At 54.2% G+C, this 15295-nt stretch carries 12 protein-coding genes; 8 read left to right on the top strand and 4 right to left on the bottom strand.

Annotated features, from left to right (window positions below; all coding sequences use genetic code 11):
* Positions 1-2 precede the first annotated feature (2 nt).
* Together gatA and gatC are read right to left on the bottom strand one after the other, a co-directional pair.
* Positions 3-1481, bottom strand: coding sequence for an Asp-tRNA(Asn)/Glu-tRNA(Gln) amidotransferase subunit GatA (gene gatA / locus WA318_RS09910; RefSeq protein ID WP_336080766.1), 1479 nt, complete (start codon positions 1479-1481; stop codon positions 3-5).
* Entirely contained in the window at positions 1481-1771 is a 291-nt protein-coding gene (gene gatC / locus WA318_RS09905; protein WP_114097697.1) for an Asp-tRNA(Asn)/Glu-tRNA(Gln) amidotransferase subunit GatC, read from the bottom strand. Before gatC ends, gatA begins: the two co-directional genes overlap by 1 nt.
* 282 nt (positions 1772-2053) lie before the next feature.
* On the opposite strand from gatC, the gene ruvX reads away from it, so the two are divergent.
* Positions 2054-2578, top strand: coding sequence for a Holliday junction resolvase RuvX (ruvX, locus tag WA318_RS09900; RefSeq protein WP_114097792.1), 525 nt, complete (start codon positions 2054-2056; stop codon positions 2576-2578).
* Between the two features lie 61 nt (positions 2579-2639).
* Here the strand turns inward: ruvX and WA318_RS09895 are convergent, their stop codons facing one another.
* Complete coding sequence (locus WA318_RS09895; protein ID WP_336080765.1) at positions 2640-3455, bottom strand: VOC family protein; 816 nt, start codon at positions 3453-3455, stop codon at positions 2640-2642.
* A gap of 231 nt (positions 3456-3686) precedes the next feature.
* On the opposite strand from WA318_RS09895, the gene WA318_RS09890 reads away from it, so the two are divergent.
* The 7 genes from WA318_RS09890 to rnr all read left to right on the top strand — a co-directional run bounded on the left by WA318_RS09890 (position 3687) and on the right by rnr (position 14351).
* The gene (locus tag WA318_RS09890; protein WP_336080764.1) at positions 3687-4610 is read left to right on the top strand and encodes an AEC family transporter; all 924 of its coding nucleotides are present in this window, start codon (positions 3687-3689) and stop codon (positions 4608-4610) included.
* A 174-nt stretch (positions 4611-4784) separates the two neighbouring features.
* Positions 4785-5744, top strand: a complete 960-nt coding sequence (locus WA318_RS09885; protein WP_336081485.1) for an aspartate carbamoyltransferase catalytic subunit — start codon at positions 4785-4787, stop codon at positions 5742-5744.
* On the top strand, positions 5741-7063 hold the full coding sequence (locus WA318_RS09880) for a dihydroorotase (RefSeq protein ID WP_336080763.1): 1323 nt from the start codon (positions 5741-5743) through the stop codon (positions 7061-7063). The genes WA318_RS09885 and WA318_RS09880 overlap by 4 nt, the downstream gene beginning before the upstream one ends.
* A 1-nt stretch (position 7064) precedes the next feature.
* Positions 7065-7721, top strand: coding sequence for a glycerol-3-phosphate 1-O-acyltransferase PlsY (gene plsY, locus WA318_RS09875; RefSeq protein WP_114097694.1), 657 nt, complete (start codon positions 7065-7067; stop codon positions 7719-7721).
* Between the two features lie 114 nt (positions 7722-7835).
* Positions 7836-9056, top strand: a complete 1221-nt coding sequence (gene dprA, locus WA318_RS09870; protein ID WP_443082638.1) for a DNA-processing protein DprA — start codon at positions 7836-7838, stop codon at positions 9054-9056.
* Positions 9057-9224: 168 nt separating this feature from the next.
* Positions 9225-11870, top strand: a complete 2646-nt coding sequence (gene topA / locus WA318_RS09865; RefSeq protein WP_336080762.1) for a type I DNA topoisomerase — start codon at positions 9225-9227, stop codon at positions 11868-11870.
* A 48-nt stretch (positions 11871-11918) separates the two neighbouring features.
* Positions 11919-14351: a ribonuclease R gene (rnr, locus tag WA318_RS09860; protein ID WP_336080761.1), complete on the top strand. Its 2433-nt coding sequence runs from the start codon at positions 11919-11921 to the stop codon at positions 14349-14351.
* Between the two features lie 87 nt (positions 14352-14438).
* Here the strand turns inward: rnr and WA318_RS09855 are convergent, their stop codons facing one another.
* Positions 14439-15221, bottom strand: a complete 783-nt coding sequence (locus WA318_RS09855) for an Hpt domain-containing protein (RefSeq protein WP_114097690.1) — start codon at positions 15219-15221, stop codon at positions 14439-14441.
* Positions 15222-15295: the final 74 nt, after the last annotated feature.

The following is a 15295-nucleotide window of genomic DNA, read 5'->3' as shown; positions in this document are numbered from 1 at the left end:
GATTAACCCTCCAGCCCGGACGGTTTTGCGGTGAAGCTGGCGGCACTTTCGAGCACACCACCAACACGCAGAACGGTTTCTTCATCAAACGGCTTGCCAATCAGCTGCAGGCCAAGCGGGAGCCCCTCCGACGACAGGCCGGTCGGAAGCGACAGGCCAGGAAGACCCGCAAGGCTTGCCGGAACCGTAAAGACGTCATTCAGATACATCTTGACCGGATCGCCCTCGTTCTCGCCGATTGCAAAGGCAGCCGACGGGGCCGTCGGGGCCAGAATGGTATCAACGGAGCCAAAGGCATTGGCAAAGTCTTCATAGATACGACGACGGACTTTAAGCGCCTTGTTGTAATAGGCATCATAGTAGCCAGCCGACAGCACATAGGTACCAATCATGATACGGCGCTGGACTTCCTTGCCGAAGCCTGCTGCGCGCGACTTCATATACATGTCGTCAAGGCTGTCGCCTTCATCCATGACACGCTGGCCGTAACGCAGGCCGTCATACCGTGCAAGGTTCGACGATGCTTCTGCCGGGGCAACGATATAATAGGTGCCAAGCGCGTATTTGGTGTGCGGAAGCGATACATCGACCACTTCGGCACCTGCATCACGCAGCATGGCAACGCCGTCATCCCAAAGCTTGCTGATTTCTTCGGGCATGCCATCGACACGGTATTCTTTCGGGATACCGATCTTCATGCCGCGAATGTCGCCGGTAAGGGCTGCTTCGAAATCAGGAACCGCCATCGGAGCCGACGTGCTGTCCTTGGCATCATGGCCCGCCATCGAACCCAGCATGATTGCCGCGTCACGAACGGTCTTGGTCATCGGACCAGCCTGATCAAGCGAGCTCGCAAAGGCAACAATGCCCCAGCGCGAGCAACGACCATAGGTCGGCTTCAGGCCAACAATGCCGCAATAGGATGCCGGCTGACGGATCGAACCACCGGTATCGGTACCGGTGGCTGCAAGCGCCATGTTGGCAGCCACAGCTGCCGCCGAACCACCAGATGATCCGCCCGGCACCAGATCCTTGCCGTCTTTGCCCTTCCAGGGGTTGATCACATTGCCGTAGTAGGACGACGTGTTCGAAGACCCCATGGCAAACTCGTCAAGGTTGGCCTTGCCGAGCATGACCGCACCGTTGTCAAAAAGATTGCGGGTGACGGTAGATTCATATTCCGGTTTAAAACCTTCGAGGATGTGCGAAGCCGCCGTGGTCTGAACACCTTCGGTGCAGAACAGGTCCTTGATCGCAATCGGCAGGCCTTCCATTTTGCCAGCTTCGCCCTTGGCGCGCTTGGCATCGGATGCCTTGGCCATCTCGATGGCTTTTTCCGGGGTTTCCGTGATGTAAGCGTTCAGATTGCGATGCGCTTCCATCGATTTCAGGTGTGCTTCGGTCAGCTCGACCGAGGTATAATCACCTTTTGCAAGCCCGTCGCGGGCTTCTGCAAGCGTCAGATTTGTCAGATCAGTCATTATTCAACCACCTTGGGCACAACAAAACAGCCAGCATCGGTCATCGGTGCGTTCGACAGCACTTTTTGCTGGATGTTGCCATCGGTGACTTCGTCCTTGCGCAGCGGCAGGGTGAGATCGGCAACCGACGTCAGCGGGTCGCAACCCTCGACATCAACTTCTTGCAGTTCCTCGACGAAATCGAGGATACGGGTCAAATCTCCCGCCAGTTCGGAAAGACCTTCTTCGGACACGTTGATACGTGACAGATAGGCAATGCGGCGAACTGTTTCCTTATCCAAAGACGACATGGATGAAAGTCTCTCTTAAGGAATGACAAAAAACCCGGCAGACATTTCATCTGCCAGAACTTGAATTACAGCGCGGAAACTAGCACCCTGCCGCCCCTATCGCAAGGCCCGCAAACGCCCTAAAGGTGCGACATCTGCAATCACCGCTATCCGATGTCGCCATCAAGGTCAAAAATGCCCGCAACGATCCGCAAATGACGTTACAATCGGGCATGCCTGAATTGCGTCATTCAACCGGCAATTCGGCTGGTGTTTTACAATCAACCCGCCTATAAGGTCGCCATGATTTGCAATGATACTCAGGAATTGCTGCGGTTTTTAGCACCAGCAGCGCGCGTTTTGGGCCTGGACCTTGGCACCAAAACCATTGGCGTGGCCCTTTCAGATGTCGGGCTGCAGATAGCTTCACCTTATGAGTTGATCTCGCGGAAGAAATTTACCCGCGATATCGCACAGCTATCGTCGATCATTACCAAGCAGAATGTTGGTGGCATCGTCATTGGCTTCCCGCGCGAACTGGATGGTTCGATCGGCAAGGCCTGCCATCGCGTTTACGCCTTTATCGACGAGATGGAAAAATACATCGACCTGCCGGTACTGATGTGGGACGAACGTCTTTCAACCAACGCGGTCGAGCGTATCCTGATCGAGGAAGTCGACATGACCCGCAAACGTCGTGCGGAAGTCGTCGATAAAACGGCAGCTGCCTATATCCTTCAGGGTGCACTTGATCACCTTAACCGTCACACCGATCCGGGTGAAAACGCGGAACCCGATGAAGACGAGTTTGACGGCGACGAAGACTGATATCCTCGTCCTGATCATCTAATGATTTTAAAAAGCTGCCTGTTCATTCAGGCAGCTTTTTTTATCTGGATTTGATGACGACCATCAGTCCAAAGAACTTCGATGGCGGCAGGATCAGTTGCCCCTTCTTCTGAACCGCCCCAAGGGACAATGCAGCGTCTGCAATCTTGCTGATATCTTCGACGATCAGCTCAAATCCGGCAAATCCGTCTGTTGAGAATTCAGGATCATCAAAGCCGTATTTTGCAATCAATTCATCGCTGTGAAGGGCTTCAACCAGATGATCGATCCTGATTGCTTCATAGAAATCACGTACTGCATCCGCCGCCCAATGGCTTAACATTACCTTGCCAATCGCCTTTGCACCATTGGCATGCGTCTGATATTGCGGAAAATAGAAATTCTGTGGCGGGTGGCGATGCTGGCAAACAAATGTAACCGCATTGCGCAGCAACGGATGATTTGCAAAGGCCAAGGAGAATGCCACGCCCACCGTGTCACCATCTGGAGTCCGGGCGTCACGTTCAAAGTGAAATACCGGCGGAACCGCCGCACCGGCAGCAATGAAATCCTCGCGGTCCTTTTCTGCATCGCGTGATTGCAGTGCCAGCATCGACATGCCCTGACGATGGCGCAGATAATCACGATTATAGATCGCAAAGGAAAACGGCGCCGACAAATCGGTTTCGGCAATATTACCGGGATCCACCACGGCAAGCAGCTCAATATACATACCATCAAGCTGGATCAGCGCATTGCCGGTCCCGAACGGATGAATGGCACGGGGCGTCACGGTAAAACCGAGCAGGGAATAGGCAGCAATCGCCGCATCAAGATCATTCACACATAGAACCAAATGGTCGATTGCGCGCGACATAGCGTCCCCTTTTGTTTTAGCAGCCCTGGCACTTTACAACGAGGGCACCCTTATAGATGTGCTGACTATCACATTCTGATTGCTCAACAAAGAACAACCGGGTCGCAGGTGAATTAAAGTCATCTAGCCCAATCGCTTGCAGCGATTGCATTTTTATCGGAAAACATAAGCTAGCGCCGGGCCTTTCAAACCGAAATGCACCCGGCACACATCAAGCCAGCGGGTCTTTTAATGATCGCCATTCTGTCCGCCCTTTTGCCAACATTTGCCCTGATCGTTCTGGGCTATGTGCTTCGCCAACGGCGATTCCTGCCTGATACATTCTGGCCGGGCGCAGAGAAACTGACCTATTTTGTTACCTTTCCAGCCTTGCTGTTTTCCAATACCGCCAAGGCCGACCTTGGCAGCCTGCCACTTGTCGGGATCACCAGCGCAATGCTTGGAACCATTGCGATTTGCACCATCCTGATCATGGTACTGAAGCCGGTTCTAAAGGTCAGCCCGGCGGCATTTTCATCGCTGGTTCAGGGGGCTATACGCCCCAACACCTATATTGGTCTTGCGGTTGCAGCCGCCCTTCTTGGAACATCCGGACTGACAGTTACAGCGCTTTGTGTGGCACTGGTTGTTCCGACCGTGAATGTCATATCGGTTCTGGCCTGCGCCCATTGGGGAGACAATGACCGAACACCCGGCTTGCTATCGCTGTTGCGCGATGTTTGCAAAAACCCGTTACTGATGGCATGCGTTTTGGGCAGCCTTTTCAATGTTTCAGGTCTCGGTTTACCCCCTGTGATCGGCCCGTTCCTTGAAGTTCTTGGACGTGCCGCACTGCCAATCGGCCTGCTTGCGGTCGGCGCCGGGCTTGATCTTAAGGCCGCACGCAATGCCGGGGTTCCGGTTGGCATATCGACCTTCGGCAAGCTTGCGATCAGCCCGGCAATTGCCGCCGGACTTTGTTTTGCCCTGGGATTGCCCCCAATCGAGAGCGCGGCAGTAGTGCTTTATGCCGCCCTTCCCTGTTCGGCCAGCGCCTATGTTCTTGCCCGCCTGATGGGCGGCGATGCCCAAATGATGGCCAGCATCATCACCGTTCACACACTTGTTGCCATCATCACCATGCCGATCATCGCCGTCCTGATGCATGTGGTTTAACCGGTCTCACAATTCTTGACCACGCCGAAAACCTGACCGATCAGTCAGGAAAACCTTCGCATCTTCGGGGCAAGGTTTGGAATATTTAACTTTTCGTGACAGGGGCAATTCGCTATGCTCCGCGCGAAAATTTTTCCAGACCATCCAAGGGAAATGTGCAACGCCATGAGCGTCATGGGACCAGCGGCGGATCACTATCCGCACCCACACCTCCTCGGCATCGAGGGTCTCACCCCCGGGGAAATCACCCTTATTCTTGATCGGGCACAGCATTACGCGGAAAAGAACCGTTCTGCTGACAAGACCAGCAATATTCTGGCAGGTGCCACGGTTGTTAATCTGTTTTACGAAAACTCCACCCGCACGCTGACATCGTTTGAGCTTGCCGCCAAACGTCTGGGCGCGGATGTCATCAACATGACGGTCGGGACCAGCTCGGTCAAAAAGGGTGAAACCCTGATTGATACCGCAATGACGCTGAATGCCATGAACCCGGATGCACTTGTCGTTCGTCACGGCGATAGTGGCGCTGTCAAACTGCTGAGTGAAAAGGTCAATTGTGCAGTTCTGAATGCCGGTGACGGTCGCCACGAACACCCGACACAGGCCCTGCTTGATGCACTGACCATTCGTCGCCACAAGGGACGTCTGCACCGTCTGAACGTTGCGATCTGCGGTGATATTGCGCATTCGCGCGTTGCACGTTCGAACATTCTGTTGCTCAACACCATGGGATCGCGTGTGCGTCTGGTCGCTCCGCCAACCCTTATCCCGTCAAAGATTGACCGCATGGGTGTCGAGATTTTCCATGACATGGAAGAAGGTTTGAAGGATTGCGATATCGTTATGATGTTGCGTCTTCAGCTTGAACGCATGGAAGGAAGCTTTATCCCGTCTGTGCGCGAGTATTTCCATTTCCATGGTCTTGACCGGGCAAAGCTTGCCAATGCCAAACCCGATGCACTCATCATGCATCCCGGTCCAATGAACCGCGGCGTTGAAATCGATAGTGAAGTTGCCGACGACGTCGAACGTTCCGTGATCCGCGAACAGGTCGAAATGGGAGTTGCCGTACGTATGGCCGCGCTGGAATTGCTTGTGCAGAACCACAGAAAGCTGGGAGGTCAGGCATGAACCCCGCTATTCGCGCCAAGGGCGCAGGCAAAAAGGCCCTTATCAATGCTCGCCTTCTTGATCCGGCCGCCCAGACCGATGGCCCGGGCGGCCTTCTGATCGAAGATGACACCATCATCAAATCCGGCTCCGACATTACAAAGGATACTGTGCCCGAAGGGTTCGAGATCGTTGATCTTGGTGGTGCCTGCCTGGCCCCCGGTCTGGTTGACATGCGCGCCCAGCTCCGTGAACCGGGTTTCGAGCATCAGGAAACCATTGAGACGGCTGGTAAATCAGCCGCTATTGGTGGCGTTACCACCATCATCGCCCTGCCCAATACAGATCCGGTGATTGACGATGTTGCCGGTGTCGAGTTCATCGCACGCCGTGCGCGCAAGGTCGGGCTGGCAAAGGTCTTTGTCTATGGTGCCGTTTCCAAAGGTATCGAAGGCAAGGAAATTACCGAAATGGGCCTTCTGCATCAGGCAGGTGCAGTAGCATTCTGTGACGGTGTAAAAACCATCGCCAGTGCGCGTTTGCTGCGTCAGGCCCTGTCCTACTCCGCCTTTTTCGATGGCATGATTGTGCAGCACCCCGAAGAACCCGAACTTTCCACGGGGGCTTCGATGAATAGTGGCGAGCTTGCCACCCGTCTTGGTCTGTCAGGTGTTTCGCCGCTTGCAGAAGTCATGCAAATCGAACGCGACTTGCGCCTGGCCGAAATGACAGGCGGTAGACTTCATTTTGCACATATTTCGACAGGTGAATCGGTCGAAGTCATCCGCAAGGCCAAGAAACGCGGCCTTAAGGTGACTTGCGACACCGCGCCATTCTATTTCGCGCTGAATGAAAACTCGGTATCGGATTATCGCACCTTTGCCAAACTGTCCCCGCCACTTCGTTCAGAAGATGATCGTCAGGCGATTGTGGCCGGACTGGCCGATGGCACCATTGATGCCATCGCATCGGACCATAATCCGCAAGATGCCGATTCCAAACGCTTGCCCTTTGCACAGGCTGCTGCCGGTGCGGTGGGCTTTGAGACACTTCTGCCGATTTCACTGGAACTTTACCACAACGGCCACATGTCGCTTCTTGAGGTCATCACCAAGCTGACACGTATTCCGGCAGAACTGGTACGCATCAAGGGTGCCGGAACATTGGCCGAAGGCACACCGGCCGATCTGGTGGTATTTGATCCGGATCGTCCGTGGAAAATCGATCCTTATCAGTTCCATTCGAAATCGAAAAACTCACCATTTGATGGTCGCCTTACACAGGGTCGTGTTCTGCGCACCCTGATTGATGGCCGCGAAATCTTCAAGGAAGGCGCCTGATATGGAACTCGACGAAGGCTACAAGGCCATGCTGATGTCGCTGCAGATCGCCACGGTTTGTGGTTATTTGCTGGGCTCCATCCCGTTCGGGCTGGTTCTGACACGTATGGCGGGTCTTGGGGACATTCGCAAAATCGGATCGGGCAATATTGGCGCAACCAACGTTCTGCGTACCGGTCGCAAGGGTCTGGCATTCATGACCCTGATTGGCGATGCAGGCAAAGGTGCCTTTGCAGCCCTTCTGTTCACTCATCTGGCAGGTGTTGAACAGGGAATATTTGCCGGTGGCGCCGCCGTCATCGGGCATATGTTCCCGATCTGGTTGCGTTTCAAAGGCGGCAAAGGTGTTGCCACCACGCTTGGCACCCTTGCAGCCGTCAACTGGATCATGGGGCTTTGTGCGGCCCTGACCTGGCTTGTTATGGCGCTGATTTTCCGCATCTCATCGCTGTCGGCATTGATTGCGATGATTGCCGCACCGCTTGCTGCATTTTTCATTGCAAACGATCCCGGTGCCGGATGGCTTGGCGTATTTCTGGCAGTCATTGTCTGGGCAGCACACCATGCCAATATCGGGCGTCTTTTGCGCGGTGAAGAACCCAAGATCGGTCAGAAAAAGAAACAGTCAGAAGAAGATAGCGCGCCCCCGGAAAACTGAGCCGTCCTTTCGAATAGCTTGACGAAGCAACGCCCGGATGACCACAATCCGGGCGTTATGCATTTAAGTGATCAACAACCGGCACGATTAGCACAATCAGAACGCCTTGCCCGCATGCGGCTTGCGCGCAGTGGCAATATTGGCCCGGTTACCTTTCGCAAACTGCTTGAACGCTTTGGCTCTGCGCGTGAGGCCATCGAAGTTTTGCCTGAAATCATCCGGCAATCCGCCAATAGCCGAAAAATCACACTCGCCAGCCGTGAGGACACCATTGCCGAAATTGATCAGGCAAAGGCCTGTGGCGCAAAACCAGTCATTTTCGGTGACCCGGAATATCCTGCTTTGTTGGCGCGTATTGAAGATGCCCCACCCTATTTCTATGCAATCGGGCGAACGGAACTTTTAGGGAAAACATCCATCGGGATCGTCGGTGCACGCAATGCATCGGCAAACGGTTGCGGTTTCGCCCGCAAGATCAGCCATGAACTTGTCTCAGCCGGATATGTCGTCACATCCGGGATGGCACGCGGCATTGATGGCGCAGCCCATAGTGCGGCACTTGGCATCACCGGTGATCACGCCGGAGGAACAATCGCAGTGCTTGGGGGTGGTGTCGATGTCATCTATCCCCGCGAACATCAGGAACTTTATGAACAGCTCTGCCAAAGCGGACTGGTCATTTCCGAAATGCCGCCAGGCTTAAAACCACAGGCGCGCCATTTCCCAAGACGCAACCGGATCATAGCGGGTCTATCTGCCGGAACTGTCGTTATCGAGGCCGGACGCAATTCAGGGTCCCTGATTACCGCCCGTTTTGCCGCGGATCAGGGGCGTGACGTCTTTGCCGTGCCCGGTTCACCAACCGACCCGCGTGCGGCCGGGCCAAACAGCCTGATCCGCGATGGCGCAATTTTATGCGACTCTGTTGACGTAATTCTTGATGCGTTGCGTCAGGCAGAAAAAAACATCCATCTTTTCGAAGGATTTCATCATTTCAACACAGAGGGTCGCATTCCCGATACAGATGCGTCCCCGACTGACTATGAGGACATCATCGCGTCACTTGAACGTGACGCCAAAACCTTACCGGTTCAAAAATCCGGCCAACATATTGAGAATGAACATAAAATGTCAAAAACACATTCATCCGATCCGGCCTCTGATGATCAGGAGAAAATCTTTGATTTACTGTCCACATCCCCCCTGCTGGTTGATGAGCTAATTCGTACATCAAATATGTCTGCAAACCATGTTTCTACGATTTTGATTGAGCTTGAACTTGCAGGAAGGGTTGAACGTCACCCCGGAAATAGGGTATCGCGTATCGCCAAATGAGAGTCGCGTCGAAATGTGGCGCGATAAATATTGTTGTGATTTGCTGCAATTTGCGCAATCTGATCTGAAATACACAGACACTATATATATGTGTCTCACGCATTCGGGTCATTTTAAGCACAACATAAATATCGCCTTCGGGCGCAAGAACCGGACACGAAAAACGTAATGAATCTTGTCATCGTCGAATCCCCGGCCAAAGCCAAGACGATCAACAAATATCTCGGCGACGATTATAAGGTGCTGGCCTCTTTCGGTCACATCCGCGATCTGCCGTCAAAAGACGGTTCGGTCGATACCGACAACGATTTTTCGATGGTCTGGGAAACAGACGGGCGTTCTGAAAAGCAGATCCGCGAGATCGCAGCTGCTGCACGTGACTCCGACACCATCTATCTCGCGACTGACCCGGATCGCGAAGGGGAAGCCATTTCCTGGCACATTCTTGAAGTTCTCGAGCAGAAGAAGTTGCTCCGCGGGCGTGATGTTCATCGCGTCGTATTCCACGAGATCACCAAGAAAGCCGTGACCGACGCAATCGCCAATCCACGTGAACTTAATCAGGAACTGGTCGACGCCTATCTGGCGCGCCGTGCACTTGATTATCTGGTAGGCTTTAACCTTTCGCCGGTTTTGTGGCGCAAGTTGCCCGGCTCCAGGTCGGCAGGACGTGTGCAGTCTGTTGCGCTGCGCCTGATCTGCGAACGCGAAATCGAAATCGAAGCCTTCAAACCCGACGAATACTGGTCACTGGAAGCAGGCTTTGCCGTTCCGGAAGGTAATTTTACGGCCCGCCTGACCCATCTGAATGGCGAGAAGCTTGATAAGCTGGCACTTGGCAATGAAGATGCGGCCAAAATCGCCAAGGAAAAAGTCGAAAGCCGCAACTACACGGTTTCAAAGGTCGAGCGCAAGGACGTCAAACGTCGTCCACAGCCACCTTTCACCACATCCACCTTGCAACAGGAAGCATCGCGCAAGCTTGGCTTTGGAGCGAAACGCACCATGCAGCTGGCCCAGCGCCTGTATGAAGGTGTTGATATCGGCGGCGAGACCGTTGGTCTGATTACTTATATGCGTACCGACGCCGTGGTTCTTTCACAGGAAGCACTGGCAGCGGCCCGTCGCCTGATTGCCAAGGATTATGGCGAAGCTTACCTGCCGCCAAGCGCACGCAGCTTTGCCAACAAGGCCAAAAACGCGCAGGAAGCCCACGAAGCTGTCCGCCCAACCGACCTGTTCCGTCGCCCTGATCAGGTTTCTCGTCATCTCGACAAGGACCAGCTGGCTCTTTACACCCTGATCTGGAAACGTACCGTTGCCTGTCAGATGGAAGATGCCCGTTTTGATCAGGTTGCGGTTGATCTGTCATCAAATGACAACCATGTCGTTCTTCGCGCAAACGGTTCTGTCGTCAAATTTGACGGCTTCCTGAAGCTGTATCAGGAAGGCAAGGATGACGAGGCCGAGGACGAAAATGATCGTCGCCTGCCGCCGCTTAAGGAAGGTCAGAAACCAGACCTTGGCAAAGTCAGCATCGATCAGCATTTCACCCAACCCCCGCCCCGCTATACCGAGGCGAGCCTGGTCAAGAAGATGGAAGAACTGGGCATAGGTCGCCCGTCGACCTATGCCTCGATCATCTCGGTCCTTCAGGATCGCAACTATGTGTTGCTTGAACGTCGCCGCTTTGTTGCACAGGACCGGGGCCGTCTTGTAACGGCCTTCCTGTCGAAGTTCTTTGAACGTTACGTGCAGTATAATTTCACGGCTGATCTGGAAAACCAGCTTGATGAAATCTCGATGGGTAATCTGGCCTGGAAAGATGTTCTCAGGGATTTCTGGAAATCGTTCAAAGGCAACGTGGACGAGGCAAAGGAACTCAAGATCACTGACGTGCTTGATGCGCTTCAGGTGATGCTTGAAAACTATCTGTTCCCGACCCGTGAAGACGGTTCAGACCCGCATAAATGCCCGAAATGCAACGACGGTACGCTAAGCCTTAAACTTGGCAAGTTCGGGGCGTTCCTTGGCTGTTCGAACTATCCGGAATGCAACTTTACGCGTCCGCTGGTTGCCAATGAAAATGGTAGCGATTCCGAACTTGATTCCGGCCCCAAGGTACTTGGGATCGACAAGGAAACCGGCAAGGAAATCACCCTGCGCAAAGGTCCGTATGGCGTTTACGTTCAGCTTGGCGAGGAAGAAGAAGTCGAAGGCAAGAACGGTAAACCCAAAAAGGTCAAACCGAAACGGACGTCCCTTCCCAAAGGGTTGGAACCGTCAGTTGTTGACCTGACCAAGGCCGAAGAACTTCTGACCCTGCCACGTGTTGTCGGGATTTACCCCGATACCGGCGATGAAATGAAAGCCAACGTTGGCCGTTTTGGCCCTTACGTGCAGGCAGGCAGCATCTTTGCATCCCTTAAGGCTGACGATGACGTTCTGACTATTGGTGAAAACCGTGCCATTGCCCTGATCGCGGATAAACGTGAAAAGTCGGGCACTGAAATCGGCAAGCACCCGGATGACAATGAGCCGATCTTTGTCGCAGTCGGTCGCTGGGGTCCGTTTGTGAAACACAAAAAGACCATCGCCAATATTCGCGATGTCGAACGTGACGATATCACCCTTGAAATGGCGATAAAGGCCATCAAGGAAAAGGAAGCCAAGTCCGGCAAGACAACCAAAGCCGCGACCAAGAAAACGGCAACCAAAACAACGGCGGCAAAAAAAGCCCCCGCGAAAAAGAAAACAGCTGCAAAGAAACCCGCAGCAAAGAAGACAACCACGAAAAAGGCGGCGGCGAATTAATCGCCGCCTTCCTTTTCAGGGGTTAATGATTGAAAGGACGCCGCACCGTTGGCGAACGATACAGAAGACAAGAAGCACTTCCCGACCCGGGAAGAAATTATCGAATTCATCGATATGAGCCCGACCCCGGTCGGCAAGCGCGAAATTGCGCGCGCCTTTAACATCAAGGGCGCAGCCAAGATTGAGCTTAAGAAGATCCTCAAAGACCTGAAAATTGAAGGCGATGTGGTCAAGGGCCGCAGACGGTTTGATAAACCTGACCGTCTGCCCCCGGTCGAGGTTTTGGAAATTACCGGCATTGACGATGATGGCGAGGTTCTTGCCAGGCCGAATGTCTGGAAGCACGATTACGACCCGCCCCAGATCGTCGTGAAATCGATCCGTCGTGGTGGCCCGAGTGCCCCGGGTATCGGCGACAAGATTCTGGCCAAGCTGCGCTATACCGGTAAGCAGACCTATGAAGCCAGCATCATGCGGGTCCTTGGAAGCGGCCCACAGCGCGTCCTGGGTCTTTATCGCCCCAATGAGCGCGAAGGTCGCGTTGTACCCACAGACCGCAAGGATAGCGGTGAGATCGCAGTCCCGCTTGACGATCATCCCGATCTTGAAACCGGCGCACTGGTTTTGACGGAAATTCTGCCGGGCAAACATTTCGGATTGCGCAAAGGCCGTATCACCGAGGTTCTTGGCAATATCAATGAACCAAAGTCCATCAGCCTTGTATCCATCCATGCGCGTGGTATTCCCTTTGAATTCCCGCCCGAAGTCGAACTTCAGGCGCGCGAATCAAAGGCCACACCGCTTGGCAAACGTACCGACCTTCGCGATATCCCGCTGGTCACCATTGATGGTGCCGATGCGCGCGATTTCGATGACGCTGTGTGGGCAGAACCCGACAGTGACCCGGAAAACGAGGGTGGCTGGCACATCATGGTCGCGATTGCCGATGTGTCCTGGTATGTCCGACCTGGCGATGCGCTTGACCGCGAGGCCGTCAAACGCGGCAACAGTTGTTACTTCCCGGATCGTGTCGTCCCGATGTTGCCGTTTGAGCTTTCAAATGGTTGGTGTTCGCTTGTCCCGCATGAAGATCGCGGCTGTATGGCCGTCGAAATGTGGCTGGACAAACATGGTCACAAGCTACGTCATAAATTCTGCCGCGGTATGATGAAATCCGCCGCCCGCCTGACCTATGATCAGGTCCAGCGCGCGATGGATGGGCAGCCCGATGACACCACAGGTCCGCTCGTCGAGACCATCATCAAACCGCTTTATGGTGCTTTCCATGCATTTCTTGAGGCCCGCAAACATCGCGGGGTTCTGGAACTTGATGTACCGGAACGCAAGATCGAGCTGAATGACAAAGGCCAGATCGTGGCCATAGCACCACGTGCGCGCTTTGACAGTCACAAGCTGATCGAAGAATTCATGATTGCGGCCAACGTTTGTGCCGCCGAGGAACTTGAACGCATCAAGCAACCCTGCATGTATCGTATCCATGATGCCCCCAGCGAGGAAAAGCTTGAAGCCCTGCGCGAGTTCCTTGAAGGTGCTGGTTATCAGTTAAACAAGGCATCGGTTTTGCGTCCGCGTGACTTCAACCGCATTCTTGAAATGGCCAAGGACACCCCCGAAGCGGAACTGATCAACACGGTCGTCCTGCGTAGCCAGTCACAGGCCATGTATAGCCCGGATAATATCGGGCACTTTGGCCTTGCTCTTAAGAAATATGCGCATTTCACATCCCCGATCCGCCGTTATGCCGACCTTCTGGTCCATCGTGCCCTGATTGCAGGTTTGAAACTTGGCGAAGGCGGATTGCCGCCCGAAGAAGGTGAACGGTTCGAACAGATTGGCGAAGACATTTCGGGCACCGAACGTCGGGCCGCCATGGCCGAACGCGACGCGGTTGATCGTTATGTTGCCGCCTATATGTCCGACAAGGTCGGTGCCGAGTTCCCCGGCAAGATTTCCGGTGTCACGCATTTTGGTCTGTTCATTTCACTGAATGAAACCGGTGCGGATGGTCTGGTACCGATTTCCACCCTGCCCGATGACTACTATGTCCATGACGCGGCAAGTCATGCACTTGTCGGACAGAACCGCGGCAAGAGGTTCCAGCTTGGCGACACGGTCGTTGTGCGCATTGCTGATGCGGACGCGGCAACCGGGTCACTGGCCCTGCGTTTGGCAGAACATGCTGATATCACTGCACGCGATCTGGTCGAACGCCCGCGTGGACGACGCGGTCAGAACAAGCATCGTGGCGGAAGCCCCGGCGAGCGTAGTCATCGCCATGGAAGCAAGCCCGGATTCCGTTCGGGACCGCGCGGGGCGACCGGCCCCGACGGGACATCAGCGACGAAGTCCAAGGGCAAAGCAGGTGGCAAGAAAAAAACGACACCTAAAAAGCAACGCAAACTGGTGGCGTCCAGCCGGGTAGCCCGAAGTGCTTCAAAACGCGGTGACAAACCGCAATAACAGCACAGTCAGATACACCAGAGATATAACAAGGGCGGCCAACTGGCCGCCCTTTTGCATTTCACGCCCGGATCCTGTGGCGTGTGACTACATCATTGTTTCAATGAATTTCGCCAGATGTTCCGCTGTCTGTTTGCCCCGGTTATTAATGATTGCAACATTTCCCGGCAATCCTTCGAGATCAGGGTGCGAAGCATCAAAACTGGTCAGCAGGCCAAGCTTCTTGTCCGCAAGGGTTTTCATTGCAGCCAACGCACGGATCAGTTCGATGCCACTTAGCCCATCAAGCACGGCTGCTGTAATCACAGCGTCCGGATGCGATTGTACCACCGTCTGAAAGGCCTCGACTGCGGTGCGGGCGGTGATCGTCCTGAATCCCTTCTCGCGCAATTCACGTTGAAGAAAATGCGCCTGAACTGTGGTCGCTGTCACAAGCAAGACTTCCTTGTCCTGGGCAACTGCGACGGCCGATTTTACGTCGACATCGTCTGCTTTCGCACTCCGCGTCGGCAAGGATCGCAAAATACGTGTTTCTTCATCTGCGGGCGGATTGGTCCCACTTTCGATGATTTCTCGAATCCAGCTGGTAAAATCGACCAGCGATGCAGCTTCGAGGTCATCAATTTCGGTGAGTTCGGCGATGTAGTCTTCCAGTCGATGGGCAATTGCGCCGACCAGTGGGAAACCGAATGATCCGGCAAGCCCCTTGACCGTGTGGGCTTCTCGACGCAGCTCGGCAATGCCTGCGGCGGCCTCATCCATGCCGCCGGCAACCCGGTCAATCGTGGTTTCAATGCGATCAATACGCTCGATAGTGTCCTCAATGAAGTCCTGTTTCAGGCCGGCAACGATGGCGTCTGCATTTCCCATTGGGCACTCCTTTGGCAGGTATTCATTTATGGTCAAAAGCCACAAAGTCGCCCATAGGGTGAATTGAAAGGGAC

Source organism: Thalassospira sp. CH_XMU1448-2, assembly GCF_037027285.1.
In the GTDB taxonomy this organism is placed as follows: Bacteria; Pseudomonadota; Alphaproteobacteria; order Rhodospirillales; family Thalassospiraceae; genus Thalassospira; species Thalassospira profundimaris_C.
This window is presented reverse-complemented; position numbering and strand designations above follow the sequence as displayed.

What these genes read in the sequence shown, in the direction of transcription:
- gatA (WP_336080766.1), bottom strand. Translation starts at nt 1,481, where the DNA reads ATGACTGATCTGACAAATCTGACGCTTGCAGAAGCCCGCGACGGGCTT.
- gatC (WP_114097697.1), bottom strand. Translation starts at nt 1,771, where the DNA reads ATGTCGTCTTTGGATAAGGAAACAGTTCGCCGCATTGCCTATCTGTCA.
- ruvX (WP_114097792.1), top strand. Translation starts at nt 2,054, where the DNA reads ATGATTTGCAATGATACTCAGGAATTGCTGCGGTTTTTAGCACCAGCA.
- WA318_RS09895 (WP_336080765.1), bottom strand. Translation starts at nt 3,455, where the DNA reads ATGTCGCGCGCAATCGACCATTTGGTTCTATGTGTGAATGATCTTGAT.
- WA318_RS09890 (WP_336080764.1), top strand. Translation starts at nt 3,687, where the DNA reads ATGATCGCCATTCTGTCCGCCCTTTTGCCAACATTTGCCCTGATCGTT.
- WA318_RS09885 (WP_336081485.1), top strand. Translation starts at nt 4,785, where the DNA reads ATGGGACCAGCGGCGGATCACTATCCGCACCCACACCTCCTCGGCATC.
- WA318_RS09880 (WP_336080763.1), top strand. Translation starts at nt 5,741, where the DNA reads ATGAACCCCGCTATTCGCGCCAAGGGCGCAGGCAAAAAGGCCCTTATC.
- plsY (WP_114097694.1), top strand. Translation starts at nt 7,065, where the DNA reads ATGGAACTCGACGAAGGCTACAAGGCCATGCTGATGTCGCTGCAGATC.
- dprA (WP_443082638.1), top strand. Translation starts at nt 7,836, where the DNA reads ATGCGGCTTGCGCGCAGTGGCAATATTGGCCCGGTTACCTTTCGCAAA.
- topA (WP_336080762.1), top strand. Translation starts at nt 9,225, where the DNA reads ATGAATCTTGTCATCGTCGAATCCCCGGCCAAAGCCAAGACGATCAAC.
- WA318_RS09855 (WP_114097690.1), bottom strand. Translation starts at nt 15,221, where the DNA reads ATGGGAAATGCAGACGCCATCGTTGCCGGCCTGAAACAGGACTTCATT.